This is a genomic window from Rathayibacter rhapontici (genome assembly GCF_001995175.1).
GTDB lineage: Bacteria > Actinomycetota > Actinomycetes > Actinomycetales > Microbacteriaceae > Rathayibacter.
The window spans coordinates 1-24,389 of the sequence record NZ_MUKN01000056.1 but is presented as its reverse complement, the minus strand read 5'-3'; the positions used below and the strand labels follow the sequence as shown (position 1 = coordinate 24,389).

Genomic DNA, 24,389 nt, shown 5'->3' with positions numbered 1-24,389 from the left:
CCGGCAGCCGCCGATCGATCCGATCCCCGACTGCGGCAGCGATCCCTCCCTCTGCCCGCCCGTCCCCTCGCCGTCGATCGACGACCCCCAGCGCTGACCCGCCGCACCTCGCGGGCGGCCCGTCGGACCGGGATAGTGGAGGCATGCGCAGACTCCTCCTCGGCCTCCTGACCAACGCCGTCGCGATCTGGCTCACCACGCTCGTGGTGGCGGGGGTCCGCGTCGCCCCGTACGAGGAGGGGCCCGCCGCAGCCGTCCTCACGTACCTCCTGGTGGCGGTGATCTTCGGAGTCGTGAACGCCGTCGTCGGCGGGGTGATCCGGGTGGTCGCGTTCCCGCTGTACCTGCTCACGCTCGGCCTGATCTCGTTCCTCGTCAACGGGGCGCTACTGCTCCTGACCGCCTGGGTCAGCGGCCTGTTCGGCTTCGGACTCCAGGTGGACGGCTTCTGGTGGGGCGTGCTCGGCGCCCTCGTGCTCGCGATCGTGAACTGGTTCATCGGGCTCCTCGTGCGCCCCCTCCTGCGGGGCCGCGAGAGCTGACCGGCACCGTCGTCACGCGGACCCCGACCCGGGAGTCGGGTGCCGCGCGCCACAGCGCGAACAGCCCCGCGCCGGCGACCGCCAGGCGCGGGTCGCCCTCCAGGGCCTGCGCGGTGGCGACGTAGGAGTCGAGAGCATGCGCGGGCACGGCGCCCTCCTGCAGCGTCGCCGAGGGATCGGAGCCCCGCTCCACGCGGGCGCGCCCGGCTCCAGCGCGCTGGTCCGCCCGAATCCGGCGAGCGCCGGCACCAGGTCGTCCGAGTGCTCGACCGACACCGTCCGCGTGCCGTCGGGCAGATCCAGGCCCCGGATCGGGCTGCCGAACGCGACGACGTCGTGCACGTCGTATCGCCCCGACTGAGCGACGCGCGCCGCGATCAGCCCGCCCTGCGAGTGCGCGACGATCGTGACGGGCGCCCCCGGAGGCACGCCCGCCGCCTCCATCGCCGCCAGCGTCCCCTGCACCGAGGTCCCGGCGCCCCCGCTCATCGCCTGCAGGTTCGCGGCGGCCCCGAAGGCCTGCTCGGGGTCCCCACTCCAGTCGGTGGTCCCCGAGACGGCGACGATCCACTCCGACCCGTACCGCTCGATCACGACCTGCGGCCCGTCGGGGTCGCTCGACGGGACGCGCCCCGCGAGCTCGCCCCAGCCGCCCGGCGGGGCGGCGGCCGATCCGAACGGCGGCGCCGGAGGATCCACCTCCTCGAGACGGAGCCGCCGCTCGCCGGGCGGGGGCACCGCACCCAGCAGCGTCCCGAGCACGACGAGCACCCCGGAGGCCGAGCCGACGCCGGTGCCGATCACCCGCTCGTCGGGCGGCGCCCCGAGCGCGGCCGCGATCGGCGGCGGCAGCAGCAGCACCCCGATCTCGGTCCCCAGCCCGATCGTCGAGATCAGCGCGCGGATCCCCTCGAGCACGAGCGGATCGCCCAGCAGCGCCCGCACCAGCTCGTCGCGCTCCTGCTCGAGCGCGGCCCGGTCGCCGCCCGCGAGCAGCGCGGCTCCGACACCGTGGACCGCCTCCGCCGTCGCGCGCACGAGGGCCGCGGCGTCCGCCAGCGCGGTCGGTGCGCGGTGCCCGATCGACTCCTCAGCGCGTCGCGCGAACGCGACCACCGCCACCACGGGAGCGGACCCGGGCGGCAGCGGTGGCGGCTCCTCCGCCCGCTCGTAGGCGGCGGCAGCGCTCGCCAGAGCCGCCCGCAGCACCTCCGCCTCCTCGGCGAGCAGGCGCAGCCGGACGCCCAGCAGGGCGAGCTCGCCCGTGCGCTCGGGCGAGGCGAGGGCGACGGCCGGCGCCGCGGCGTCGACCACGGCCGCGCACTCGGCGAGACCCGCGCCGAGGACGCCGAGCGTCCGCTTCCGCTCGTCGAGCTCGAGGGTCTCGACCCTCGTGCTCACCGCACACCCTCCGCGAGCATCGCCGCACTCGCCTCGAGGACCGCGAGAGCGCCGAGGACGCCGGCCGCCCGCTCGGCGAAGCCCCGGGCCGCCGCGTCCTCCCAGTCGGCGTCGGGAGCGAGCCCGGACGCCTCCGCCCGCAGCTCCCCCATCCGCTCGGCGAGGGCGCGCAGCTGCCGCCCCGCCCCGCTCGTCGTGTCCTCGATCACCGTGCTCGCCTCCGTCGTCGGGCCCCCGCGCGGTCAGCCTCGCCGTCCGGCCCCGCGACCGGGCGCCGCCGGGTCGCTCCCGGGGAGGGCCGAGCGGATCGACCGGGTGTGAGGGAGCCCTCGTGCACCAGAATGAGCGGGTGACCCCCCGCCCCCTCGCGCCCTCGGCCTTCGCCGTGTGCTTCGTCTGCACCGGCAACATCTGCCGGTCGCCGATGGCCGAGGTCGTCCTCCGCTCTCTGGCCGAGCGCGCGGGCCTGGGCTCGGTCATCGAGATCACCTCGGCCGGGACCGGCGAGTGGCATCTCGGCGAGCAGGCCGACCACCGCGCGCTCGACGCCCTCGAGCGCAGGGGCCTGGACGGCGCCCGCCACCGCGCCCAGCTCTTCGATCCGGCGCGCTTCGCGGAGTTCGACCTGGTCGTCGCCCTCGACCACGGTCACGAGCGCGCGCTGCGCGCCTGGGCGCGGACGGACGTCGACCGCCAGAAGGTCCGGCGACTCCTCGCCTTCGAGCCCGGCCTCTCCCCGCAGGGCGATGTCCCCGACCCCTACTATTCCGATGCGGCGGCGTTCGACTCCGTGCTCGCGCTCATCGAGCGGGCCTGCGAGTCGCTCTTCGCCCAGATCGAACCCGGACTGCGCGGCAACCGCGCGTCCCTCACCGACTCCCCCCGAGAACCGGAAGGCACCACCGCATGACGCTCCCCCTCCAGCCGCTCAGCCCGCTCGACGGCCGCTACAGCTCCGCCGTCTCCTCGCTCGGCGAGTACCTCTCGGAGGCGGGCCTGAACCGGGCGCGGGTGCACGTCGAGGTCGAGTGGCTGCTCGCCCTCACCGACCGCCGCCTGTTCGGCTCCGAGCCCGTCGACGCCGCCACCGCCGAGGAGCTGCGCCGACGCGCCCGCGACTTCGGCCAGGCCGAGATCGACGAGCTCGCGACCCTCGAGGCGACCACCCGCCACGACGTGAAGGCCGTGGAGTACCTCGTCCGGCACTGGCTGGCCGACCTGGGCCTGGGCCGCATCGCCGAGCTCACCCACTTCGCCGCCACCAGCGAGGACATCAACAACCTCTCCTACGCGATCGTCGTGCGGCAGGCCGTGGGCGAGATCTGGCAGCCCAAGCTGCGCTCGGTCGTCGACTCCCTCCGCGAGCTGGCGGTGCGCTACCGCGACGAGTCGATGCTCAGCCGGACGCACGGCCAGCCGGCGACGCCGACCACGATGGGCAAGGAGTTCGCGGTCTACGCGTACCGCCTCGAGCGCGTCCTCGCGCAGATCGACGCCACCGAGTACCTGGGCAAGTTCAGCGGGGCGACCGGCACGTTCGCCGCGCACCTCGCGGCCGATCCCGACGTCGACTGGGCCGGTCTCGCCGAGGAGTTCGTCACCTCGCTCGGTCTCGACTTCAACCCGCTGACGACCCAGATCGAGTCGCACGACTGGCAGGCGGAACTCTACGGCAAGGCCGCGCACGCCAACCGGATCCTGCACAACATCTGCACCGACGTCTGGACCTACATCTCGCTCGGCTACTTCCGGCAGATCCCCCAGGCCGGAGCGACGGGCTCGTCGACCATGCCGCACAAGATCAACCCGATCCGGTTCGAGAACGCCGAGGCGAACCTCGAGCTCTCCAGCGCACTGCTCGACTCCCTCGCGCAGACACTGGTCACCTCGCGCCTGCAGCGCGACCTCACCGACTCGACGACGCAGCGCAACATCGGAGTCGCCTTCGGCCACTCCCTGCTCGCCCTCGACAACATCGCGCGCGGCCTGCTCGAGATCGACCTCGACCCGCGTGCGCTCGCGGCCGACCTCGACACCAACTGGGAGGTGCTCGCCGAGGCCATCCAGACCGTGATCCGCGCGGAGGTGACCGCCGGCCGCTCCTCCATCACCGACCCCTACGCGATGCTCAAGGACCTCACCCGCGGCAAGCGCCTCGGCGCCGAGGACCTCGCGGCGTTCGTCGACGGGCTCGACATCGGCGAGGCCGCGAAGGCGCGCCTGCTGGCGCTGACCCCCGCGGGCTACACGGGCGCCGCCTCGGCCCTGGTCGACCGCCTGAACTGACGGCGGCCGCCACCCCGGTGTCGGCGGTCGTGCGTAGCGTCGGGGCATGCCCCGCCGCCGCACCTCCGCCGTCACCGCCTGCAGCATCGACGGGTGCGCTCTGCCGATCGAGGCGGGCGCACCCGTTCCGCTGTGCACGGGGCACCTCGGGCTCGCCCACGACTGGGTCGCCCGCGAGGACGGGATCGTCGACGCCCTGCCCTCGCCCTGCCCCGTCTGCGGCTCCCGGCTCGGCGTCCGCCTGCCGTCGGCCTGGCTCTGCGCGGCCTGTGAGTGGCGGCACGGCGAGGTCCTCGACGGCGAGCTCGGGCCGCCGCGCGTCGAGGTGGTGTACTACATCCGCTTCGGCGACCGGCTGAAGATCGGCACGAGCGCCAACCCGCGCCAGAGGCTGCACCGGCTGCGGCACGAGGAGCTGCTCGCCTTCGAACGCGGGGGCCGCCCGCTCGAGCAGCACCGGCACGCGCAGTTCGCGGCCGAGCGCCTCGAGCGCACGGAGTGGTTCGCGCGCAGTCCCGCACTCGACCGGCACGTCGAGACGGTGCGCGCGGGCGAGCCCGACCCGTGGGCGACGCACCGCCGCTGGGTCAGCGAGGCCCTGGCGCTGCGCACCTGACGACCGCCCGGGTCAGCGGCTCCACGCATCCACGAGCAGCGGCCCCCGGATCTCGCGCAGCCGCTCGAGGACACGGTCGGCGAGCACCGGCGAGACCGCCGACGCGGTCAGATCGAACGGCCCGAGCGGAGCGAGCCTCCCCGTGCGCACGCGCAGCACCTCCCAGCCCGCCGCCCGCAGTGCGCGGTCCTTCCGCCGATCCGCCTCCTCGCGCTTGCCGACGTGCTCGAGCCCGTGCCGACCCGTCGAGTCGTACTCGATCGCGACGCGCAGCTCGGCGAGGACCAGGTCGGGCCAGGCCTCGAGATGGTCGAAGAACGGCTGCCGGAGCCGGACCGCCGTGAGCCCCTGCTCGAACTGCAGCCGCTCGGCGAGCAGCGCCCGCAGTCGGGCCTCGACGGCCGAGGCGGGCGGAGGAGCGCAGCGGCTCGCGAACGGCTCGCCAACGGGGAGATCGGGCGTCTTCGAGCAGAGGCGGGGCGGGCGGCGGGAGGAGCCGCGCGGGGCGGCCCCGCGTGCGGGCTCGGCCGACGCGGCCCGGGCGAGGGCGACCACCATCGGCTCGCTCACGTCCTCCCGCATCGGCGCCGCCCGGGGCGCCCGCGGAGCCGCTACCTCGGCGCAGTCCGGGCACCACGACGAACGGCGCCTCTCGCGCCCCGGCCGCATCCGCTGCTCCTCGGGCGTCGCCACGAACAGGTGACCCGTCTCGCAGAGCCAGCAGAGGTAGACGTCGGCGGCCGGCGGGATCTGGCTCAGGACGATGCCCTCGTTGTACTCCGGTCGGTACTGGCGCACGAGCACCGGGTACGACCGCCAGGCCTCGCGGTAGGTGCCCACGGGGTACGGCACGTCGACGCCGCGCGAGAAGCGCCGGCGCCGCCACCATCGTCCGATCGGCTCAGCCACGGCGGCAGGCTAACGCGCACCTCCGACACGGGAGCGGACGAAGGACCCCGGAACGCTCAGGTGGTCACGGGACCGCGACGAGGGTCAGGCGCCGTGCCCGCGGTCCTGCTCGTCGATGTCGGCGATCTCGGCACCGTCGGGCTTGAACGTGAGCGAGAACATCGCGATCGCGACGAGCACGACGATGAAGGTGACTCCGAACGAGATCAGCGCGACCACGAGCTCGCGGGTCGACAGCAGCACGACGCCGCCCACGAAGAGCGCCATGACGGCCGAGAAGCCGATGAGCTCGAGCGGGCGCAGCCGGTCCTTCCGGGTGGGCTGGAACGTGCGCGGCGCGAACTGCTCGTCGTCGGCGCCCGGGGTCGAGCCGGAGTCGGGGGTGGGGCCTTCGGCGGTCATCGGTCTCCTCCGGTGGTCGGGGTGGAGGGCGCGACGGCGTCGGAGGCGCCCGCCCACTTGAGCGAGAACGCGGCGATCCCGAGGTAGACGGCGACCATCACGGCGTAGGCGCCGAGGAGCCCCACCGAGACGACCGGGTGGGGCGGGAGGAGCGCGAAGACCGCTCCGAGCAGGAGCGTCCCCGCTCCGACGACGACGGAGTCGCGAGCGGCGAGCCCGCTGCGGCGGCGCCCCGAGACCAGCTCGAAGGTGCCCGCGACGAGGCCCCAGCCCGAGACGAGGGCGATGAAGAGCATCAGCGAGGGAACGGGGAGCGCGACCAGCGCGAGCACTCCGGCGAGGAGCGTCACTCCGGCCGACACGAGTGCGGGAGTGCGGCCCGGACCCGAGAGGACGCGCAGCGCCAGGAGGAGCGACAGCGCGCCGGTGAGCAGTGCGAAGCCCGCGAACACGGCCAGGCCCAAGGCCGGGCTGTGGTCCGGGGAGAACGTGACCGTGCATCCGGCGACGGCGGCGACGATCGCGCGACCCAGCGGGAGGAGCCAGGTGCGGCTCGTCGTCCGGGCGGTGTCGGCGGCTTCGGCCACGATCGAGCCTCTCTGGTGGTGCGGTCGGCTGGGGAGGAGGGGGCGGTCCGGCTCACGGGCGGACCGCTCGGGATGCGGTCCGACGCGGGCATCGGCCGACGCGGGCGAACCCGCCGGATCCCGCAGGCACGACGATTTTACGCCCCCGCCCGGCGCACGAGCGCCCGGCGCCTCTTCCCCAGCCTTATCCCCGGCGAGTTCCCGGTCCCCCGCGGGTCACCGATCGAGCAGAGCCGCGCACCCGTGGGGCGCGCGGCCCCGGCTCAGCGCGGGACCGTGCCGAGCCAGACGTCCTCGACCCGCGGGAAGACCGCGGTCGCCGAGAAGCGCTCGTCGAACCGGCGGGCGGCCCGCTCGACCATCTGCGCGCGCGCTCGGCGTCGTCCATCAGCTCGCGCAGCGCGGCGGCGAGCGCCTCGGCGTCGCCCGCGGGCACGACGGACCCGACTCCGTCCGAGAGCACCTCGGGGATCCCGCCGACGGCGGTCGAGACGACGGCGGAGTCGCGCGCCATCGCCTCGAGGATGAACATGGGCATGGCCTCGTCGCGCGAGGGCAGGACCGCGATCGCCGCCTCGTCGAGCAGCTCGAGCAGGCGGTCGTGCTCGAGCGAGCCGAGGAACTCGACGCCGGGGATGCTCCGGTCGACGATGTCCTCCTCGCGGATCGGGCCCGCGACGAGCAGGCGCCAGGTGTCGCCCTTCGCGAGGTCGGCCCAGGCCTTCTGGAGCACGTCGACGCCCTTGCGGCGACTGACGACCCCGCCGAAGACGACGGTGCCGGTCTTGGCCGACGGCGTCCCCTTCTCGATCGCGTTCGGCACGAGGTGCACGCGGTCGGCGGGCACGTAGCGCCGGCAGATGTCGGACGTCTCCTCCGAGAGCGAGATGACCTCGTCCGCGCTCCGCAGCACGTTCTTCACCAGCGACGGGTGCGCACGCGTGAACGCGGCGAACTCGCTGCCGTGCAGGTGGGCGACGGTGCGCAGGCCCAGGCGGTGCGCGAGGCGCAGGAGGGACCCCTCGCGCAGGAACGAGCCCCGCTCCGAGAGGTGCACCACGACGACCGCCTGCGGCTCGCGCTTGGCGAGCGCCACGATCCTGGCGGCGGCCGACGCCGCCAGGCGGGCCCCCGCCACGTGCTCGCCGGGAGCGGTGCGCGACGAGATCACTCCGACCTCGGAGCGCTCGAAGGGCCAGCTCAGGTAGCCGTTGACCACCTGGGTCATGCCCCCGGGCACCTCGCCGCTGCGGCCCACGTGGTAGACGGGGCGCTTGGCGGCGGCACCGCGGGTGCGGCTCCCCCGGCTGGGCGTGCGGAGGAGGGACTGGATGTCGTCGCGCACGCCGCGGAGGCGGGTGCGGGCCTCCAGCAGCGCCTCGAGCAGCTCGCGACGCCGGCCGGCGACGGCGCCGAGGAACTCGACCGCGTCCTCGGGCCGGGCCTTCGACATGTCGAGGGTGACGCCGTCGACGCCGATCGTCTCGAAGTGGCGGGACGCCTTGGTCGAGGAGTCCATCTGCAGGCTGACGGGGACCGCGCCCTCGGTGAAGGCCATGATGATGACGTGCAGGCGGTCGCTCAGGGCGATGCGCGTGCGGCGGTAGAGCTCGCGGAGCTTCACCTCGTGCTGGTCGTGGGTGTCGCTCGGGTCCCAGTCCAGGAGCTCGGCGCCGAGGTCGGCGGCCAGGCGGCGCGACCGGTCGGAGTCGACCGCGACCTGGGTGACCACGTGGATGTCCAGGTCCTCGCGCTGCGCGTACGCGGCGATGGCGTCCAGCCACTCCTTGCGGGGGTAGGGGCGCGCATCGACCTCGTGGTCCTCGCGGAGGGAGAGGACGAGGATGCGGCGCTCGTCCTCCGGCTCCTGCAGGAACGAGCGGATCTCGTCGTCGGTGGCGCCCTCGCCGTAGCCGAGGTCCGGCATCGCCGCTCCCACCCGCATGTACGACGCGGTGCGGTCGTCGCGCCAGCGGGTGTAGCTCGAGAGCGCCATCGACGGCCACATGATCGCGCGCGGCAGCGGGGCGAAGTTCCGCGTCCCGACTCCGGCGCGGATGACCTTCCCGCCGCCCAGGCGCACGAGGGCGATCCCGGGGAGCATGACGAGGTGCTCCTTCATGCCGATCAGCGTCAGCTGGATCTCGCCCGGCTTGAAGACCGAGTGCGCGCGCCCGGCGAGCGCCTCGCGGGCCAGGGCCGCGTACCAGCGCACCAGCGAGCGGTAGACCGTGTCGTCCGGCCCCAGGCGCAGGCCTTCGTCGTAGCCCCACGGGGAGTGCCCGACGTAGACGTGCATCGGACCCGCCTCGCGCAGCCAGTCGAGGAGCTGGCGCCGCAGGATGATGTCGCCGATGTTCTCGTACTGTCCTCGTCCGACGGCGAAGATCGAGCGTGCTTGCGTCACAGGCGGGCCTTTCGGATGCGGGTCGGGGTCTGTCGCGTCGTCCACTCGGGGCGATCCGCCGGCCGGGCGTTCCCCGGGGCGGCTCCGGACGTCCTCGCGAAGCACCTCGGCGCGACGCGCATGAACACTATCGCAGCGCTCAGCAGGTGTTCGTGACGAAGAACGCCTTCAGGAATCCGCCGGTCTGGTAGAAGTACTGGCCGATCAGGTAGTCGAATCCCATGGGCTCGTTCGAGGGGATCATCGAGATCCCACCCGAGTAGCAGCGCTCCAGGATCATCCGCGCGCGGACGATGTGCGGCTCGTTCGTCATCACGATCACCGAGTCCCAGCCGTACTCCTCGGCCATCCGCTCGAGCTGCCTCGCCTCGCCCTGGGTGGTCAGCGGCTCGGCCGCGTAGCAGAGGACGTCGCCGCCCTCCTCGTTGCACTTCTTGTACTTCTTGTCCTCGTAGTCGGCCTGCATCTCCTCCGGACCCACCGACAGCACCATCACGTCGGTGGCACCCGACTCGATGATGCGGCGCGCGTACTCCACGCGCGCCCGGGTGGAGGGGCCGAGGACGAAGACGGCGTCGGCCTGCTCGGGGATCCGCTCGATGGGCGGCGTCACGTAGAGCGGGATCCCGGCACCGAGCAGCGCCAGCGCGAGCAGGGGCACGAGGAGCGCGCGCCGCAGCAGGAACCACCAGCGCGGGACGACCCGCTTCGTCCGGCGTCCGCCCGTCGGGCCCGACCCGGTCGAGGGGGCGGCGTCCGTCGATCCGGCGCCGGTCGTGATCCCGTCCATCGCCACCTCTCGTGATCCCCCGTCGCGGTCGAGCGCGCCGCCGCGCACGGGCGTCGGGAAGCCGATCGACACGACGGTCTCATGACGTTATCTCACCGGATGTTTCGTCGATGAATCGGGCAGATGAATTCTCAGTCACGGGCGACCGTCTCCGCTCGCACCCCCAAGTAGTGGGACAGCGAGCACGGGTAGGGTGGGGGCGTTCCAGAGGCATCACCCCGAAGCCCGGACCCCCCTCTCCGTCCGCCACCGCACCCCACTCGCCGTCGAGCCCCGGCCGGTTCCCGTCCGCCCGGATCGCAGCCCTGTCCTGCCCGTTCCGACGAGCACCGGCGCCGCGGATCCACGTCGAGACAGCCGGGGAGCCCGCCACCAGGGCTCGTCGCGCTCCCGCCTGCACGCCCCCCGAGCCCCCCTGAGCCCCCGGAGCCACCCGTGAACCACTCACCGCACACCCTCTCCCGCGAGCGGAGCCGCGCCTCGCGCCGACGTCGCGGCGCCGTCGTCGGCGCCCTCGTCGCGGCACTCGCCCTGCTCGCCACCCCCCTGATCCCGCAGGCCGCCTCGGCGGCCCCGCTGGACCCCGGCGCCGGCAACACCGTCCGCGTGCAGGAGGGCGACCCCGCCCTCGTCTACGACGGCCCCTGGCGCACCATGTCGGGGGGCGACAGCGCCGGAGGCATCCGCTTCCTCAACCGCGCCGGATCCGTCACTCTGACCTTCCGCGGAACCGGGTTCACCTGGATCAGCCGCACCACCCCCTACGCGGGCATCGCCTCCGTCTCGCTCGACGGCGACGACATCGCCACGGTCGACCGCTACAGCCCCACGGCGAAGTACAAGGTGCCGGTCTTCTCGCGGAGCGGCCTGCCGGACGCGCAGCACACGGTGACGATCTCGTACACCGGCACGCGGGCCCCGGCCTCGAAGGACGAGAACCTCGTGGTCGACGCGTTCGACATCGTCCGCGGCGACGGATCCGCGCCGCAGCCGACCGACGAGCCGGACGCGCCGACGAGCGACCCGTCGACGCCGTCACGGCCTGCACTCACCCCGACCGCGACCGCTCCGCTCGTCGCCGAGGAGACCGACCCCCTGCTGAAGTGGACGGGACGCTGGAAGGACCTCAGCGGAGGCGACAGCGGAGGATCCATGAAGTACCTGACCTCCGAGGGCTCCGTCTCGTTCGACTTCATCGGCACGTCGTTCCGCTGGCTCAGCCGCACGACCGACTCCTCCGGCATCGCGGACGTCTCGATCGACGGCGGACCGGCCGTAGCGGTCGACCGCTACAGCCCGACCGACGAGTACCAGGTGCCCGTCTTCGAGAAGGACGGCCTCGGCCAGGGCCGCCACACCGTCACCGTCTCGTTCACCGGTGAGAAGAACCCGAGGTCGTCGGGCGAGAACCTGATCGTCGACGCGTTCGTCCTCTCGGCCGACGGGCTCGCGGTCGGCGGAGTGACGCTCGCTCCCCTGGTCGACGGCTACGCGGTCGCCTGGAACGCCCCGCTCTCCTCCGGCGCCGAGACCTACGACGTCTTCCGCTCGAAGGCCGACGGCTCCGCCGAGCGGAAGCTCGCCACCGTCGCCGACCCTGTGCGCCTGTACCGCGACGAGACCGCGTCCGCCGACGAGGACTACCGCTACTGGGTCGAGGGGATCGACGACTCCGGACGCCGGGCCCGCCTGAACGAGTCCGTCCCGACGACGGAGGCGCTGGCCTCGCAGCGCGACGCCGTGAGCGCCGCCTTCGACTGCCCCGCCCCCACGACGACGGTGTCCGACTCCGGCGAGCTGACCTCGGCGCTCGGCTCCGCGCGCTCCGGCGACGTGATCCGCCTGGCCGACGGCGAGTACACCGGCGAGTTCGCCCTGCGGAAGAAGAAGGACGTCTGGCTCTGCGGCTCCCCGAACGCCGTCGTGACCGCCGGCTCGATCTCCTCCGGGACCGCGCTGATCCTCAACGACGTCGAGGACGTCCACCTCGCCGGCTTCACCGTGCGCGACGCCTTCCAGGGCGTCCAGGTGATCGGGAGCGCGGGCGTGACGATCGCGGGACTGACGGTCACCGGCATCGGCTACGAGGCCGTGCACCTGCGCAGCCAGACGACCGACTCGCTGATCACCGGGACGACCATCCGCCGCACGGGACTCGTGACCGCCAAGTACGGCGAGGGCGTGTACATCGGCACCTCCGACCGCAACTGGTGCAAGTACAACGGCTGCGAGCCCGACCGCTCCGCCCGCATCTCGATCATCGACAACACGATCAGCGACACGGGAGCCGAGCCGATCGAGGCGAAGGAGGGCACCCTCGACGGGTCGATCCTCGGCAACACTGTCTCGGCCGGGTCGCGCCTGGACTCCGACGTCGCCTCGCTCGTCCTCGTGTCGGGCAACGGGTGGCGGGTCAGCGGCAACACGGCCACCGGAGGCACGGAGTACGGCTACCAGGTCATCACGCGCGCCGACGGCTCGGGCAACGACAACACGATCGACGGCAACCTCGCCGTCGGCTCGACGTCGGAGCCGGTCTACCTGCACCAGCCGTCGAAGTGGGACACCGAGGGCAACACGCTGAGCTGCTCCAACTCGGGGGCCGACCCCGTCGGAACGCAGCCCTGCACCCCGTGACGCACTGACCGGCCCCGCGCCGGCCCGAGCACCCGCGCCGCCCCCGTCGACCTCGACGGGGGCGGCGCTGTCGTTGCGGGCGCGAGGGGGCGGGCCCGTGAGACACGAGGGGAACGAGCGCCCCCTGCTCCTGCTGATCGAGCAGCCCGCGCAGGAGGTGTGTCGAGATGCCACGCCGCAGGGAGCCGGTGGGTCTCGATACGCCCCTCCGGGGCTACTCGACCAGCAGGAGGCCGACCCAGCGGACACCCTTCGTCCCCCTTCCTGCTGATCGAGCAGCCCGCGCAGCGGGCGGATCGAGATCCCCCACCACCCGGACCCGGTGCCTGCGGGGCTGCTCAGCCGGCGACGGGTCGAGGCGGAAGGTGCCGCCGGTACGACGAAAGCGCGTGCCGCCCGACGAGGAGTCGGGCGGCACGCGCTTGTCGTGGAGGGTCGATCAGACGATCGCGGGCGTCTTCTGCAGGCGGCGACGGGCCACGACGAGCGCGCCGACGACCGGGGTCCCGGCGGTCTCGATCCAGTGGGTGTCGGCGGCGGCCTGGCGGCCCTCGACCTTGCCCTCGACGAGGACGAGGACGGCCGCGTCGGCCAGACCGCGGAACGCGATGGACTCCTCGGTCGAGCCGACCACTCCGGTGATCAGCAGCACGATGTCGTAGGCCTGCTCGAGCTCGCGGACGACGGCGCGCAGGGCCTCGGGACGACCGGCCGCGGCGGCGTTGCGGCCACCGGCGGGCAGGAGGTCCATGCCGTCCTCGGGACGGCGGACGACGGCCGCGTCGAGCGACGCCGTGCCGGATGCGACGTCGCGCAGTCCGGGGCGCCCCGCCGCGGCGTCGGCGAGGGCCGACCCGTCGGCGGTGGCGTCGACGAGGACGACCGAGGAGCCGACGGCGGCGATCGCCTTGGCGAGGAGCACGGCGCTCGTGATGTGCGGCGTGCTCGAGGTGGCCGGCGCGAGGGCGAAGGAGCTGACCGAGCGGGCGCGGCCGATCGAGGACAGCTCGAACGCGACGGCGGAGTACCGGGCCGGGATGCGGTCGGACGCGAGCAGCTCGCCGAGCTTGGCGACCTTCGACGGCACCACGCCGAGGAGCGGGCGCTCGAGGGCGGTGCGGACGTCGTCGCCGTCGCGGATGCGGCGGTCGAGCGCGGTCAGGACGATCGCGACTCCGACGCCGATCACGGCTCCGGCGAGCAGACCGAGGATCAGGAGGACGATCGGGCCTCCCGTCACGGGGATGAGCGGCGGGATCGCCTGGCTGAGCACCTCGAGCTGGATCACCGGGACGGGCTGAGCCGTGACCGCCGGCGTCTCCGTGCCCTGCACGGAGGCGTCGAGCTGCGCCGCGAGGGCGTTCGCGATCACCGCGGCCTGCTCGGCGTTGGGATCGGTCGCCGCGATGGTGATGACGACGGACTCGAGCTCCGAGGTGACCTCGACGCGCGAGGCGAGGTCCTCGATCGTCTCGTCGAGCCCGAGGCTGTCGATCACGCCCTGCAGGACCGTGTCGGAGGTGCCGAGGGCGACGAAGGTGACCGTCGCCTGCGCCGCGGCGCTGTTGGCCGCCACGCGGTCGGTGGTCGAGAGGGCACCGGTGGTCGAGACCGCCACGTACACGCGGGCCTCGGCCCTGTACTGAGGGAGCACGACCGCGTTGACGATGAGGGCGCCGATGATGCCGATGAGGGTGAAGGCGACGATCACGATCCACCTCCGCCAGATGCCGGCGACAAGTCCGTTCAAGGTCATGATTCTGGTGTCCCTTTCGTGATCGGCACCGTGGGTGCTCGGCAGCCGACTCTAGCGTCGTGATGTTTCAGCCGGGTTCCGCGGCTCATCGGAGAAGGTGCAGCGGGCGGCGCTGGATCAGAGATTCGCCTGCAGGAAGGCGAGGATCGCCTTCTTGTTGTTGGGCGTGTTGTTCTGCAGACCGTGGTGCTGCTCGCCGTCGATCCCGACCTCGGCGGTCACTCCGACGCCCTGGAGCGCCGCCTGCATCGCCTCGGCCTGCTCGACGGGGACGAGCTCGTTCTCGGACGTGAGCCAGATCTGCGGCGCATCGCTCGCGTCGACCGCGGTGATGGGCGAGGCGGGGACCGCCTGGGGGCAGGACTCGCTGACCGACTCGCAGCCCAGGTAGGACACGATCTGCTGCTCCGCCTCGGGGGCGGGATCGCCGAGGGTGAGACCCGACTCGGTCATGTCGGCGACCGCCGAGAAGGCGACGACCGTCTTGACCCGGGAGCTCGGTCAGCGGGCCCTCGCCCGCGGTCCCGAGGGACGCGGCGATGATGGCGCCGGCCGAGCTGCCCATCGCCCCGATGCGCGCGGGGTCGATGCCGAAGCGCTCGACCTGCTCCGGGTCGCGGAGCCACTCCACGGCCGCCTGCGCGTCCTCGATCTGCCCCGGGTAGAGGCTCTCGGGGAGGAGGCGGTAGTCGATGGTGAAGGACGCGTAGCCGCGCTGCGCGTAGTAGGCGCAGAGCTCGGACATGCCGCCCTCGTTCCGCGCGCCCTCGACGAAGCCGCCGCCGTGCATCAGGACCAGAGCCGGCAGCGGCTCGGTCTCGCCGGTCGGGAGGCAGGCGTCCGCCTTCAGCGACGTGCCGTCGATCGAGCGGTACTCGATGGCCTTCTCGGTCGTGAAGCCGGCCGGGGTGGAGACCGGCTCGGGACTCGCCGTGCAGCCCGCCAGCGTCGCGGCGGCGGCCAGGGCCATCGCCAGGAGTCCGGCTCTGCGGTACGTGGTTGCCTTCGTCACTCTTCGGTGTCCGCCTTCGTGGATCGGGGGGAGGGAGGTGTGCGGGCGCGATGTCCGGGGTGGTCACGGCATCGGTCGCGCGGGCGTCGGGGCTGACGGCGGGGGTGCCGGCGCGCGGCTTGCGCTTGGCGCCGGGGCCGCCGAGGATCGCGGGCGGCACGTAGATCCAGCGGACCTTCGACAGGTACCGGGTGACGAAGAGCGAGATCACGACCGCGAGGACCAGGACGACGAGCAGGAGGGGCACCTCGAGCCCGGCGAGCCGCGAGCGGTCCTCGGGGAGGGCGAAGCGGAGGAAGGTGATGCTCGCCACGATCACGTAGAGGTGCAGCAGGTAGATGTGCAGGCTCCGCTCGCCGCACGTGGTGACGAAGTGGAGGAACCGCACGCGGGACAGGGAGCGGGACACCAGGATGCCCATCGCGACGGCCGCCATCTGCGCCGCGAGCACCAGGAACGGCACCCAGCGGACGGGGAAGACGAACAGCACGACGCTGAGCACGAGGAACACCGGCGTCACGATGAGGTACGCCTTCGCGCCCTTCTGCTCGACGAAGTCGATGATCTTCTTCGAGTAGAGGGTCCCCACCAGGAAGAAGACGAACAGGGCGCCGATGCGGTTCCAGCCGACGTTGGTCGTGTTGATCAGCCCGGTGGTGAACAGCGTGCCGAGGATCGCCGCGAAGGCGACCTGCACCCGGTGGTCGACCCTGCGCAGGAGCCAGGCGCCCAGGGTGAACAGGAAGAGGCCGTAGATGAACCAGTAGCTGCTGCTGGGCCAGAAGAACAGGAGGAGGAGGTTGAGCGGGTCCGTCGCCGGCAGCTCGCCCAGTCCGCCGTTGGCGAGCGGGACGACCAGGTAGAAGACCATGCGCAGCACGGACCAGATGACGTACAGCCAGATCAGCGGGTAGAGCCTGCGGCGCCAGAGGTCGCGGAAGGACCACGTCGCGATCCGGCTCCCGAAGAGCCCTGAGACGAGGAAGAAGACCGGCATCGGGAAGAGCTCGAAGACGACCTTGATCCGCCCGAGCGTGTTCTCCACGCCGATATCGCCCAGGTAGAGCGAAGTGTGGTAATACACGACCAACAGGATCGCTGCGCCCTTGGCGAAGTCGACCCATTCGCGCCGAGCATTGGCCGGCGCCTTCATCATCTTGACCATCTCCACCCCCCTTTGCACTTCTCGGACCACCCTCGGATCCAGCCGCTCGACAGGACCGGACGTGGCCGGCTCGCGTAGCAGCCCGGCCAGCCTACGGGAGGCGCGACACTCGCACCTACTTGGAAGGATTCGAGGGGACACGTGATCCCGGTCCTTACGAGCCGTGGGCGACGCCCCCCTTCGTGAGGGCGCCGCCGGTCCGTCATCGTCGAGCGCGGCCCGCATCCATCGCCCGCCGGTAGAGCGCGGGCGCTCTCCAGGCCAGGGCGAAGAGGACCGCGCGCTTGGCGTCGCGGCGTCCGGCGAGCGCGATCAGGTGCCGGAGCGAGGCCTCACCGTGCGTCTCGCGCCAGAGTCGGTCCGCTTCGCCGGCCTCGTGGGCACCGGAGGTGGCGTCCTTGAAGCGGGACAGCAGGTTGAACCGGGCCTGGTAGTACGCGAACTCCGGCGAGCGGGTCAGGCGGGGGTCCAGGCGCTCGGCCGTCGTCTCGACGACCCGGGCGAGCGCTGCGAGCGAGTCGGCCCGCTTCGCGCCCGAGCGGATGATCGAGCCCGAGCGGAGGTGGTACTCGTACACCCGGTCCGGGATGACGGCGACCTCGTCGGCCGCCGCGAGGAGCTGGGCCACCTGGGCCTGGTCGGAGTGCTGGCGGATCCTCGTGAAGTCGATGCCGTCGAACAGGCTCCGGCGGAACAGCTTGTTCCAGAGGTGCCCGGTCAGCTCGCCCACGAGGAGCGCGTCGAACGCGCCCCGGCCGCTCAGCGCCACGGGTCCGCGGAGGCCGCCGATCGGAGTGGTGCCTCCCGGCTCGACCGTGACAGCGCCTCCCACGACCACGTCGGCCCTCGTCGAGACCGCCGCGGCCAGCAGGACCTCGACGGCGTCGTCCGGCCAGACGTCGTCGGCGTCGACCATCCAGATCCACTCGCCCCGGGCCTCGCCGACACCGCGCTCGCGAGCGGCCGCGACTCCGGCGTTGACCTCCTGGGTCAGCGGGCGCACGCGCTCGTCGCGCTCGGCGGCGGAGCGGGCGATCTCGCCCGTGCGGTCCGTCGAGGCGTCGTCGACGACCAGGATCTCGATCCGGTCGTGCGTCTGCCGGAGCAGGCGCTCCAGCGCCGAGGCGAGGTGCTCCTCCTCCTGGTGGCAGGGCAGCACGATCGAGACGAGCGTCTGCGCGGAGGTCACGGCTGCGCCATCACTCGCGCGAGCACGATCTCGAGCGCGCGTCCGCTGGACTCCAGAGAGAAGCGGTCGAGCCAGCGCTCGACCCCCGTGACCTCGAGCTCGCTCGCCCGGAGGAGGGCGTCGGCGAGGTCGGAGGCGGACGCCGTCAGCGACAGCTCGCCGGTGAGACCGGGGACGATCGCGTCGGCGACTCCGAGGGCGCCCGAGACGGCGACCGACGGCACACCGGCGGCCGCGGCCTCCACGAGCACGTTGCCGAAGCCCTCTCGCAGCGACGGGAGCAGCACGACGGCGTTCTCGTCGAAGTGGGTGAACCAGTCCTCGACCCAGCCCATGTCCTCGAAGACGACGTTCCGCTCGGTCGCCTCGGAGCGCATGCTGTCGAGCAGCGGCCCGCCGCCGAAGGAGACGACGCGCACGTCGACGCCGCGGCGGCCGAGCTCCTCGGCCGCGCGGATCGCCAGCTCGGGCCGCTTCTGCACGACGAGGCGGCAGGGCAGCACGATCTGCAGGCCGTTGGCCGCGCCGGGCACGCGGTGCACGCGCTGCGTGAGGTCGACCTTGGCGGTCGCGGGGTTCGGGACCACCGTGCAGCGCTCGCCCGAGACGCCGAAGCCGGCGACGAGCTCGCCCGCCACGGGGTGCGAGATCGCGATCACGTGGTCGGCGCGGCGGTACAGGGTCTTCGCGAGGCCCAGCTGCACCTTCTGCACCTTCGAGAACCCGGGGATCCCGAGGGAGACGAGGTTGCGCTCGCTCACGATCGTCTTGGGCCGGTAGCGCTTCGGAGTGGTCTCGGCGGCCGCCAGCAGCACGATGTTCGGGTAGCCCTGCAGGCCGATGGCGACGTCGGGGGTGCGGCGCTGGAAGAGCTCCTTGAGCATCTTCGCCTTGCCCACGTGGCCGGTGCCGTTCCCGATGCGGTGCAGCACCGCGCCCTCGGGGAGGTACTCGTCCGTGGCCTTCGAGGAGGTCGTGACGACGTCGACGTGGTAGCCCTCATCGAGCAGCCACTGCATCCAGGTGCGGGCGACGAACTCGGCCCCGCCGCCGTGCAGCGAGGTCACGACGAACATGATCCGGTCCGGACGGGTGGACGGTGCTGTCGTGCTCACTTGACGACCTCCGAGTCGAGTCCCTGGGTGTTCAGCGCCGAGAGCCGGGTGACCTCGGGCAGCGCCGCGGCGATGGTCGCGCGCAGTCCGCCTCCGTCCGGTCCGGTGAGGATCCGGTCGAGCACGGGGAGGACCGCGTCCGCGAAGCCCGGCACGGGCTCGACGCAGAGCTCGGGCAGGCCGATGAGGCGCATGATGCCCTCGACCTTGCCCTGGGTGGCCAGCGTGATCGCGGGCACTCCGAGCGAGAGCGACATGATCGCCAGGTGCATGCGGCCGGTGACGACCAGCAGCGCGTCCTCGGCGAGGCCGCGGATCTCGGCGGGGAACAGCACGCGGTCGACGACGGTGACGCCCTCGGTCCCGACGCGCTCGGCCACCGCGCGCACCGCGACCTTGTCGTCGCCGATGGGACGGGAGACGTGCGGCAGGAGGACGACGTGCACGCCCGCGGCACGCAGCCGCGCCACGATCCGCTCGTACTCCGGAACCTGGTCGACGGACTTCGCGACGAGGGCGCTCGCGTTGACCAGGGCGTAGGGCACTCCGACGGGCAGGTCGAGCGCGTCGCGGGCGCTGCGGTCGCGGGTCCTGGCCGAGAACACGATGTCCGTGACCTCGACGACGCCCTTCGCGCGGTCGCCGCGGGCGCGCTCGGCCGAGACCGGGTCGCGCAGCATCGGGACGGCTCCGGCGCGGGACGCCGCCGCGAGGCTGCGCTTGGCGGCCAGGCGGGCGCTGCCGTTCCAGCTGAAGCCGAGGATGCGCGTCGGCACTCCCGCCTCGGCGGCCAGCTGCGCGAGGAGGGAGCGTCGGACGGATCCGCGGAGGCTGTACTTGCCGTCCATCATGTCGGCGCCGATGACCGAGAACGTGCTCGCACGGCGCACCAGCGCGGCGAAGCGTCGGAGGTCGGCCGCGTGGTCCTCCCCCACTCCGTAGACGAGGTGCGACAGGACGACGACCTCGACCCGGTCGGCCTGGTCGGCGGGGACGACGACATCACCGGCGAACCGCTCGATGATCACGACCGGGCCGGAGGTGTTCTCGAGGAACGCCTCGAGCATGGCCTGGTCGCCGATGTTGCCGCTGCCGGGCGCCGCCAGCAGCAGGTGGGCGCCGGGGGTCGCGGGGAGCGACGACACGGCGGCGCGGAAGACCTTCGCGTCGCGCTTCGCGGGAAGGAGCGTGGTCGTGACGAAGTCCTTCTTCCAGGACTTCACGACTCCGAGCTTGAGTTTCATCGGTCTCTTTCACTAGGGGTAGCGGCGGGGTCCGACTCGAGGGTCGGCTCGTCGGTGGGGACCGGAGCGGCGGCGGCCTTCGGCGCGCGCTTGAGGTGGCGGCGGGCATCGGCGAGCCCGAGGATCTGGCGGCGGAACGCGGGCAGCACGAGCATCCACAGTCCGACGCGACGAGCACGGCGGCGACGCCGACGGCGAGGCGCAGGATCGGCACGTCGGCCGGGAGCGCGATCGTCGCGAAGAACGCGCCGACCGTGATGCTGCCGAAGACGATGAGACTGCGCAGGCCGTTGAGGAACATCTCGCCCACGGGCGCATCGGAGGTGCGGCCGATCCAGAGCAGCGCGATCGGCCAGGTCAGGGCGAGGGACGCGGCGTAGGCGACGGCCACCCCGGTCACGCCCCAGTTCGAGCCGACCAGGATCAGGACGACCATCAGCGGGCGGGTGCAGAGGCTGTACCAGACGCTCTGGCGGACGAGGTTCTTCGCCAGGAACACCCACCACGAGCAGTAGGCGGTCGCCTGGAAGAAGCCGGCGACGAGGAGGATCTGGAAGATCGGCACCGAGGCGAGCCAGCGCTCGCCGAGCAGGATCCGGATGACGGAGTCGGCCTGGGAGCCGAGCACCGCGAGCACGAGGCCCATGACCGTCAGCATCGCCGACTGGCCGAACAGGATGAAGGTGCGGAAGCGCTCCCTCTCGTCCTGCAGGCGCGAGAGCACCGGCAGGGCGACCCTCTGCGCGGGCGCGTTCAGCTGCTGCAGCGGGAGCATCATCAGCTGGAAGGCGCGGTTGTAGAGACCCAGGTCGACCGGGCCGAACCGGGCTCCGATGATGACCGAGTCGACGTTCTTGCTGACGTAGGTCAGCGCCTGCGTCGCGAAGACGCCGCCGCCGTAGCGGAGGAAGGCCTTCATCGGCTCGCCGCGGCGGTAGCGGCCGGGCAGCCAGCCCGTGATCGCGATCAGGACGATCACTCCCACCAGCGGCTGCACCACCTGGGACGCGGCCAGCGCCCAGTAGCCCGCTCCCGAGAGGGCGAGGATCACGCCGAGCGCGAGGCCGATGACCTGGCCCGCGATGTCGACCGCGGTCAGCTTCACGAAGCGGAGGTGGCGGGCGAGGTCGGCGCGGAACTGCGTCGCGACTCCGTTGAGGAGGAACGTCGACGAGAGGGCGACCGTCAGCAGCTGGAGCCGCGGGTCGCCGTACAGCGCGGCCACCGGCCACGACGCCGCGATCACCAGGAGCGTGAGCACGAGTCCGATCGCGGAGTTGATCCAGAAGAGGTTGCTCTTCTGCCCGCGGCTGATCTCCTTCGCCTGGATGGCGGCGGAGGAGAGCCCGAAGTCGCGGAAGATCTCGCCGATGCCGATGATGGCCGTGACCATGGCGATCAGACCGTAGTCGGCCGGCGCGAGCAGGCGCGCCAGGATGACGATGCTCCCGAGCTGGATGACGATGCGGACGGCCTGGCCGCCGATCGTGACCGCGGCGCCGCGGGTCGCCGAGCGACCGAGACTGCCGGGGGCCTTGGGCGCTGCGCTCATCGCTTCGACTTCTTCTTCCTGACGACGGCGCCCTGGTACGCCTCCTTGAGCTGGAGTCCGAGCCTGTCCCAGTCGCGTCCCGCGAGGGCCGGGGTCCCGGTGCGGGGGCGGGCGCGGAGGTCGGCGAGGGTCGCCGTGATCGTGTCGGGGGTGAGCTCGCCGTCGTACTCGATGACCCAGTCGCTGCCCACCTCCTCGGCCAGGACGGAGTTGGCGGGCGTCCTCGGGACGAGGACGGGCCGGGCGAGGGAGAGGGCGACCAGGATCGACCCGGAGTTGTGCATCTCGCGGTACGGCAGCACCACGAGCTCGGCCAGGGCGATCTCCTCGACCATCTCGTCGTCGTCGACCCGGCGCAGGGTCGCCGAGACCCGGTCGTCGCGCGCGGCGCGCTCCTCCACGAGCTCGCGCTGGCCCGCGGAGGGGCTGCCCACGACGTGCAGCGAGAGCGTCGGGTCCTCGACCCCGCGGAAGACGTCGATGAACTCGACGACGCCCTTGTAGGGGCGGATGATGCCGAAGTACAGCAGACGGCCCTGCTCGGACGGCGGCTGCGGGTGGCGGGCGAACTGGTCGCGGTAGTGCCCGTGCAGGATCGTGACGGCGGGGACGCCGGGCGGCGTGACCGTGGTCGGGTTCAGGCGGACGAAGAGGTCGGTGGCCTTGTCGATGCGCCGCAGCGAGCGCCGCTCCGCCACGGGTCCCTTCTCGTGCGGCTCGGCGTTGTGCACCGTGCGCACGAGTGGGATCCGCTGCAGGGCGAGGCGGACCAGCAGGACGTCCAGGGCCCGACGGCGCAGGAACCGGTGGCTCCGGCTGCGGCCGCGGATCATGAGCTCGGGCCAGTGCACGTGCAGCACGTCGTATCGGGCCGTGAGCGCGCTGCGCCACGAGAAGAAGAGGAGCTCGACCCCGGGCGCGAGCCCGTCGACGATCGAGTCGACGTACTGGGTCGTGGCGTCCGGCGGTGCGAGCGACTGCTGGACGACGAGGTTCGCGGCGCCGTCGCGCCCCCCGGTCATCGTGCGCTCCTGGCGGTCACCGGGGCGTCGAAGATCCGGGCACCGCGCGGCTGGCGCCGCATCCGGATGCCCTTGGAGAACTCGGGGACGTGGACGGGGTTCAGGCAGATGATCACGAGGAAGCCCAGGAGGAGGTGGCTCGGGCGCACCGCGTCGATCGCGTTGTAGCCGGCGAGGCAGATGAGGAAGCCGAGCAGGGCTGTCGCGGGGGCGACGTCCTTCTTCGAGAGGGCGCTGGCGGCGAGGGCGCCGACGAAGACCAGGAAGAAGATCACGCCCGGTATCCCGACGCTGATCAGCAGCTGCAGGAACGAGTTCTCGATGACGACCTCCGAGAAGAGGCGGCCGGTGATGCCGGACGTCCCCGCTCCGGAGCCGAGCCAGTTCGAGAAGTCCGCCGCCTGCAGCGCGACCGTGATGCCCTCGTCGCGGGCATCGGCCGAGATCGCCGCGTCGAGGTTGTTGTTGCGGGCGGTGACGGGCTCGAAGTTGAGCACTCCGACCGCCGCGATCACGCCCGCGATGGCCACGGAGCCCGGCCGCGACAGCGACCGGTTCGGGTTCATGAAGGCCACCGCGACCAGGGTCACGGCGATCGCGATGCCGACCGCCGCCATCGGGCCGCGCGAGACGGTGCCGACGACTCCGGCTGCGGCGATGATCGCGCAGATCAGATCGGAGCGGCGCGAGCCCTGCAGCCAGGCGCCGAACCCGAGGGCGGCGCCGACCGTGAAGAACGTGCCGGCGAGCAGCGGGTGGCCGAAGGTCGCCTCGGCCCGGTACAGCGACCAGTGCTGGGTCGACTCGCGGCCGAGGATCTCGTAGACCGTGCCGTACAGCGGCGAGCCCTGCAGGACCAGCTCGATGCAGGCGTAGAAGCCGAAGACGGCCGCGAGGATCACCCAGGTCTTGCGCAGCAGCACCGCCTCGCGCTGGGCGTCGAACACGAAGAGGGGGAGCATCACGCAGACGGCGATGCTGATCATCCACGAGACGCCGGCGGAGGCGTACTCGGAGCGGAGCGAGACCACGGCCGACCAGGCGAGGAGCGCGAAGCCGCTCAGGATCGCGATCGCGCGCGGCGCGGTCAGCACCAGCTCGCTCGTCCACTCCCGGATGGGAGCCCGCCACAGCTCGGGCGAGAGCGCGCGGCGCAGGACCCAGACGACGAGCACGACCGCCCACAGCGTCACCCGGAAGGTGAAGCCCGACGGCGTGAGGGGCGAGGGGATGATCGCGAAGAGCGCCAGCGCGAGCGCGGGCAGCCAGTGCGCGGGGACCCGGAGCACGACGACGGCGCCGACGATCCCTCCGGCGGCGAGCACGACGAGGCTGGCGCTGCCGGTCATGGAGCGCGTGGTCATGACGTAGAGCAGGCCGCCACCACGACGGTGGCGGCCGAGAAGACACCGGCGACGACGAGCCGACGGGGCAGGAGATCGATCACGGTCGTGGATCCTTCTGGAGTCGGAGCGGGAGGAGGGGGCGCGGGCGGTGCGGATGCCGGCGGTGCGATCGGAGGCGGGGTGGAGCGGGGGGCCCGGCCGTCACCGGACGGCGTACTGGATCGGGGAGCCGAGGACGAAGGAGCGCATCTCCTCGACGTAACGACTGTAGGGGCGGGACCGGGCGATCCGTCCCACTTCCTCCGCTCGGGCTCGGAGTCCGGCCGGATCGCCGAGCAGGCGCGCGGCCGTCTCGGCGAGCTCCTCCGGCCGCCCGGGCGGGACGACGGCCACCGCGAGGTGCTCGTAGCC

21 protein-coding genes and 2 pseudogenes are annotated in these 24,389 nt (G+C 72.6%); 5 read left to right on the top strand and 18 right to left on the bottom strand.

The window, feature by feature from the left end; genetic code table 11:
• The first annotated feature begins 143 nt into the window (after positions 1–143).
• Positions 144–542 carry a phage holin family protein gene (locus tag B0T42_RS15435; protein ID WP_077223925.1) on the top strand — a complete coding sequence of 133 codons (399 nt, stop codon included), beginning with the start codon at positions 144–146 and terminating at the stop codon, positions 540–542.
• A 12-nt stretch (positions 543–554) separates the two neighbouring features.
• Here the strand turns inward: B0T42_RS15435 and B0T42_RS15430 are convergent, their stop codons facing one another.
• Together B0T42_RS15430 and B0T42_RS15425 are read right to left on the bottom strand one after the other, a co-directional pair.
• Positions 555–1,943, bottom strand: coding sequence for an alpha/beta hydrolase (locus B0T42_RS15430; RefSeq protein ID WP_077223923.1), 1,389 nt, complete (start codon positions 1,941–1,943; stop codon positions 555–557).
• The gene (locus B0T42_RS15425) at positions 1,940–2,152 is read right to left on the bottom strand and encodes a hypothetical protein (protein WP_077223921.1); all 213 of its coding nucleotides are present in this window, start codon (positions 2,150–2,152) and stop codon (positions 1,940–1,942) included. The genes B0T42_RS15430 and B0T42_RS15425 overlap by 4 nt, the downstream gene beginning before the upstream one ends.
• 140 nt (positions 2,153–2,292) lie before the next feature.
• On the opposite strand from B0T42_RS15425, the gene B0T42_RS15420 reads away from it, so the two are divergent.
• From B0T42_RS15420 to B0T42_RS15410, 3 genes are read left to right on the top strand one after another with little or no spacing between them, the layout of a single operon-like run.
• Positions 2,293–2,853, top strand: a complete 561-nt coding sequence (locus B0T42_RS15420) for a low molecular weight protein-tyrosine-phosphatase (protein ID WP_201788562.1) — start codon at positions 2,293–2,295, stop codon at positions 2,851–2,853.
• On the top strand, positions 2,850–4,229 hold the full coding sequence (gene purB, locus B0T42_RS15415) for an adenylosuccinate lyase (RefSeq protein WP_077223919.1): 1,380 nt from the start codon (positions 2,850–2,852) through the stop codon (positions 4,227–4,229). Before B0T42_RS15420 ends, purB begins: the two co-directional genes overlap by 4 nt.
• A gap of 46 nt (positions 4,230–4,275) precedes the next feature.
• Positions 4,276–4,845 carry an ATPase gene (locus B0T42_RS15410; protein ID WP_077223917.1) on the top strand — a complete coding sequence of 190 codons (570 nt, stop codon included), beginning with the start codon at positions 4,276–4,278 and terminating at the stop codon, positions 4,843–4,845.
• Positions 4,846–4,857: 12 nt separating this feature from the next.
• Here the strand turns inward: B0T42_RS15410 and B0T42_RS15405 are convergent, their stop codons facing one another.
• The 5 genes from B0T42_RS15405 to B0T42_RS15385 all read right to left on the bottom strand — a co-directional run bounded on the left by B0T42_RS15405 (position 4,858) and on the right by B0T42_RS15385 (position 10,012).
• Positions 4,858–5,754: a PDDEXK family nuclease gene (locus tag B0T42_RS15405; protein ID WP_077223915.1), complete on the bottom strand. Its 897-nt coding sequence runs from the start codon at positions 5,752–5,754 to the stop codon at positions 4,858–4,860.
• Between the two features lie 84 nt (positions 5,755–5,838).
• A complete protein-coding gene (locus tag B0T42_RS15400; RefSeq protein ID WP_236720334.1) occupies positions 5,839–6,156 on the bottom strand; it encodes a hypothetical protein in 318 nt (105 codons plus the stop codon).
• Complete coding sequence (locus B0T42_RS15395) at positions 6,153–6,743, bottom strand: hypothetical protein (protein ID WP_077223914.1); 591 nt, start codon at positions 6,741–6,743, stop codon at positions 6,153–6,155. Before B0T42_RS15395 ends, B0T42_RS15400 begins: the two co-directional genes overlap by 4 nt.
• Positions 6,744–6,927: 184 nt before the next feature.
• On the bottom strand, positions 6,928–9,150 hold the full coding sequence (locus tag B0T42_RS15390) for a glycosyltransferase family 4 protein (protein WP_077223912.1): 2,223 nt from the start codon (positions 9,148–9,150) through the stop codon (positions 6,928–6,930).
• A 139-nt stretch (positions 9,151–9,289) separates the two neighbouring features.
• Positions 9,290–10,012: a YdcF family protein gene (locus B0T42_RS15385; protein ID WP_077223911.1), complete on the bottom strand. Its 723-nt coding sequence runs from the start codon at positions 10,010–10,012 to the stop codon at positions 9,290–9,292.
• Between the two features lie 363 nt (positions 10,013–10,375).
• Here B0T42_RS15385 and B0T42_RS15380 point away from each other — a divergent pair, with 363 nt between their 5' ends.
• Positions 10,376–12,577, top strand: a complete 2,202-nt coding sequence (locus B0T42_RS15380) for a right-handed parallel beta-helix repeat-containing protein (RefSeq protein ID WP_077223909.1) — start codon at positions 10,376–10,378, stop codon at positions 12,575–12,577.
• Positions 12,578–13,016: 439 nt separating this feature from the next.
• Here the strand turns inward: B0T42_RS15380 and B0T42_RS15375 are convergent, their stop codons facing one another.
• From B0T42_RS15375 to B0T42_RS20190, 11 genes and pseudogenes are all read right to left on the bottom strand, one after another.
• Complete coding sequence (locus B0T42_RS15375; RefSeq protein WP_077223907.1) at positions 13,017–14,333, bottom strand: Wzz/FepE/Etk N-terminal domain-containing protein; 1,317 nt, start codon at positions 14,331–14,333, stop codon at positions 13,017–13,019.
• 117 nt (positions 14,334–14,450) lie between these two features.
• Positions 14,451–14,786, bottom strand: a complete 336-nt coding sequence (locus B0T42_RS20515; protein ID WP_173892340.1) for an alpha/beta hydrolase family protein — start codon at positions 14,784–14,786, stop codon at positions 14,451–14,453.
• 118 nt (positions 14,787–14,904) lie between these two features.
• A pseudogene (locus B0T42_RS22795) lies at positions 14,905–15,303 on the bottom strand (alpha/beta hydrolase); the annotation flags it as partial.
• A gap of 244 nt (positions 15,304–15,547) precedes the next feature.
• A pseudogene (locus tag B0T42_RS22790) lies at positions 15,548–16,498 on the bottom strand (acyltransferase family protein); the annotation flags it as partial.
• A 214-nt stretch (positions 16,499–16,712) separates the two neighbouring features.
• A complete protein-coding gene (locus B0T42_RS15360) occupies positions 16,713–17,699 on the bottom strand; it encodes a glycosyltransferase family 2 protein (protein ID WP_094742779.1) in 987 nt (328 codons plus the stop codon).
• Positions 17,696–18,814 (bottom strand): glycosyltransferase, encoded by a 1,119-nt coding sequence (locus tag B0T42_RS15355; protein ID WP_139344535.1) that lies wholly within the window; start codon positions 18,812–18,814, stop codon positions 17,696–17,698. Before B0T42_RS15355 ends, B0T42_RS15360 begins: the two co-directional genes overlap by 4 nt.
• Entirely contained in the window at positions 18,811–19,662 is an 852-nt protein-coding gene (locus B0T42_RS21555) for a polysaccharide pyruvyl transferase family protein (RefSeq protein WP_236720335.1), read from the bottom strand. The genes B0T42_RS15355 and B0T42_RS21555 overlap by 4 nt, the downstream gene beginning before the upstream one ends.
• Before the next feature lie 154 nt (positions 19,663–19,816).
• Complete coding sequence (locus B0T42_RS15345) at positions 19,817–21,610, bottom strand: lipopolysaccharide biosynthesis protein (RefSeq protein ID WP_201788561.1); 1,794 nt, start codon at positions 21,608–21,610, stop codon at positions 19,817–19,819.
• On the bottom strand, positions 21,607–22,632 hold the full coding sequence (locus B0T42_RS15340) for a glycosyltransferase (protein WP_077223899.1): 1,026 nt from the start codon (positions 22,630–22,632) through the stop codon (positions 21,607–21,609). Before B0T42_RS15340 ends, B0T42_RS15345 begins: the two co-directional genes overlap by 4 nt.
• On the bottom strand, positions 22,629–23,996 hold the full coding sequence (locus B0T42_RS15335) for an O-antigen ligase family protein (RefSeq protein WP_139344534.1): 1,368 nt from the start codon (positions 23,994–23,996) through the stop codon (positions 22,629–22,631). Before B0T42_RS15335 ends, B0T42_RS15340 begins: the two co-directional genes overlap by 4 nt.
• Before the next feature lie 183 nt (positions 23,997–24,179).
• Positions 24,180–24,389 (bottom strand): hypothetical protein (locus tag B0T42_RS20190; RefSeq protein WP_158078152.1); only part of this gene is annotated, 210 nt, incomplete at its 5' end.